This window comes from Bacillus sp. S4 (assembly GCF_040838205.1).
Classification (GTDB): Bacteria; Bacillota; Bacilli; order Bacillales; family Bacillaceae_G; genus Bacillus_A; species Bacillus_A cereus_U.
This window is the reverse complement of the sequence record NZ_JBFPJI010000352.1, coordinates 1-3210: the sequence shown is the minus strand read 5'-3', so window position 1 is coordinate 3210 and position 3210 is coordinate 1. Positions and strand designations below refer to the sequence as shown.

The following is a 3210-nucleotide window of genomic DNA, read 5'->3' as shown; positions in this document are numbered from 1 at the left end:
ATTTTAAAGGGTTTTTCATTATTTTTTGCGAAACTTTTGTATAACAACTTTTTATTTGTTAATTGTTACATAACAGTAGGTTCGGGTGGAGTTTTGCAAGCGTTTCCTGTACAATAACCGATATTTTTTGACTTTTCCCAACAAAATCCCTTGCAATATATTCAGAAAGTCATTACAATTGCCATATATTAAAAATCTTAGCAATATATAAATCCTCATCAATCCGATGAGGTAGAGGTTGCAACTTTTAAGAGTAGAACGGCCGAGACACAGAGAATGTCACCGACTCCGTTTGAAAGGAAAAGTTGCCGAAGTTTATATTTCTTCTCTGGAAATATTGGCTGGGGCTGTCTCCGAAAGGAACAGAACTGTCACGTTTACAAAATTACCGTGTAGACGTGGGGTGCTATCTTAACGGAAGGGTATGATGGGGTGGTTATTTGTGAAACGTTCCGCCTAATTCTTTTGGCGGTTTTTTGTATTTTTCTCCCCCGCTCCTTCCTATCTTACAAGAAAAGGAGTGTTGAACATGAATAGCGCAACGAATCAAGCTACCTCTAAAACGCAAACTACACAAGGACAAGGTGAATTAAAACGTGGATTAAAATCTCGTCACCTTACGATGATTTCTCTCGGTGGTACAATCGGTACCGGATTATTTCTTGCCAGTGGTGGTGTTATCCATTCAGCTGGTCCTGGCGGTGCATTAGTCGCATATGCCGCAATTGGAATTATGGTTTATTTTTTAATGACAAGCTTAGCAGAACTCGCGGCTTACATGCCTGTTACTGGATCTTTTAGTACTTATGCAACAAAATTTGTTGATCCATCACTTGGTTTTGCACTTGGATGGAACTATTGGTATAACTGGGCGATTACGATTGCAGCTGAACTAGCGGCCGTAACATTAATTATGAAATTTTGGTTCCCAGATACCCCTTCTCTTATTTGGAGTGGACTTTGTTTAGCTATTATTTTTCTCTTAAACTATTTATCTGTTAAAGGTTTTGGTGAATCTGAATATTGGTTCGCACTTATTAAAGTAGTTACTATTATTATCTTTTTAATTGTCGGTTTTATGATGATTTTTGGAATTATGGGCGGCGAATCTGTCGGCTTTAAAAACTTCACTGTTGCAGATGCACCATTTAATGGCGGCATCATGGCAATTATCGGTGTATTTATGGCTGCTGGTTTCTCATTCCAAGGAACTGAATTATTAGGAGTAGCTGCTGGTGAAACTGCTGATCCAGAACGCAATATTCCAAAAGCAATTCGTTCTATCTTTTGGCGTATTTTATTATTCTACATTTTAGCAATTCTCGTTATCGGTTTATTAATTCCTTATACGACTGAAAGCCTTGCAGCGAGTGATGTTACAGTAAGTCCATTTACACTTGTATTTGAAAAAGCGGGCGTTGCCTTCGCTGCTTCTGTTATGAACGCTGTTATTTTAACTGCAGTTCTATCTGCTGGTAACTCTGGAATGTATGCATCAACTCGTATGCTTTGGGATTTAGCTCGCCAAGGAAAAGCACCAAAGTTCTTAGGCAAATTAGATAGCCGCGGTGTACCTGTTAACGCATTAATCGCAACATCAGTAGTTGGTAGCGTCGCTTTCATCGCTTCTTTATTCGGTGACGGTGTTGTATACATTTGGTTATTAAATGCTTCTGGGATGTCAGGATTTATTGCTTGGGTAGGGATTGCTATTAGTCATTACCGTTTCCGTAAAGCTTATATTGCACAAGGGAAAGATTTAAAAGATTTACCATATCAAGCGAAATGGTTCCCGTTCGGTCCAATCTTTGCATTTACACTTTGTGTTATCGTTATTTTAGGTCAAAACTACGGAGCATTTACGGGAGCAGCTATCGACTGGAACGGTGTACTTGTTTCTTACATCGGTTTACCACTCTTCTTAGTACTATGGTTAGGTTATAAATTTACTAAGAAAACGAAAGTCATTCCACTTGATAAATGTGAACTGAAATAGAATAAAATATAGTAAAACGAGCAAACAAATTTGTTTGCTCGTTTTTTCATTACAATTCATCTCCCTTCCCTATTGCCACTGTTTTTGCAATAATAGAGGAAATATAAATAAAGGTTGGGATTACATGAACATTCGTATTACTGATGAAGCAATAGCAGCTATACATAGACTAGAACGTGAAGACAAAAAGATTATTCGCATTAGAGGAACAATGACAAACTCTTGCAGCATTTTCGTTGATGTTGATTTAATTTGGGATACATATAATACGGATGATGTTGTATATGAAGATGAACAGCTTATTGTACAAATGGACTCATTCACAAAAGACTACACTGGTGATACGGTGAAACTTGATTATAAGACGACAGGTTTTAGTATAACGACTCCTAGTGAGACGTTGGTGTATGGGTTGTCGATTAAAAAATAAAAATTGTTTTTATCTGACCAATGAGGTGAAAAAATGGGTAAATACGTTCCATTAAAATTTTTATTCAATAAAGAATTAGCAGAAAAAATGGCTGATTCTATTTGTAAACACGAGCCTAATTTCTCTAAAAAAAATTTGTAGATTCTGTAACATGTAAAGTTGAAAATTTAGAGTTAAAGCAACGTGTCGAAGTAATAGCAGATGAATTACACAATGCATTACAAAAAGATTTTAATGAAGCAATACATATATTACTGAAAACATTGGGACCAGAAAACACAACAGAAGTAGGCACATTTACAAACGGATACATGTACATGCCTATCGCAAAATACGTTGAAAAATATGGACTTAACGATTTTGACTCCTCATTCAACGCAATGTATGAAATAACAAAAAGGAATACTGCTGAATATGCCATTCGTCCTTATCTTGAAAAATACCATGAAGAAACCTTAGACATATTACAACAGTGGTTACGTGACGAAAACAGCCACATTAGGAGATTAGTTTCAGAAGGTACTAGACCAAGACTTCCTTGGGCAAAAAAAATAGGAGCTCTGAAAGGTGACTTCAGAAATAATTTAAAGCTTCTTGAGCCATTAATGAATGACCCTTCTAAGTATGTTCAAAAATCAGTAGCCAATCACATTAATGATATTACGAAAGAAGATAACGAACTCGTTTTTCAATGGTTGCAACAATTACTCGATAAACAGCATCCTGTTAACCCTTGGATTATGAAACATGGATTAAGAACGATGATAAAAAATGGCACTTTACC

General features: G+C 36.3%; 2 protein-coding genes, 1 pseudogene and 1 riboswitch. All 3 genes and pseudogenes read left to right on the top strand.

The window, feature by feature from the left end; genetic code table 11:
- The first annotated feature begins 224 nt into the window (after window positions 1–224).
- A riboswitch (Lysine riboswitch) is annotated at window positions 225–417 on the top strand.
- 112 nt (window positions 418–529) lie between these two features.
- Window positions 530–1996, top strand: coding sequence for an amino acid permease (locus AB3X48_RS19905; protein ID WP_088099203.1), 1467 nt, complete (start codon window positions 530–532; stop codon window positions 1994–1996).
- 124 nt (window positions 1997–2120) lie between these two features.
- Complete coding sequence (locus AB3X48_RS19900) at window positions 2121–2426, top strand: iron-sulfur cluster biosynthesis family protein (RefSeq protein WP_002161275.1); 306 nt, start codon at window positions 2121–2123, stop codon at window positions 2424–2426.
- Window positions 2427–2459: 33 nt separating this feature from the next.
- A pseudogene (locus AB3X48_RS19895) lies at window positions 2460–3210 on the top strand (DNA alkylation repair protein); the annotation flags it as partial.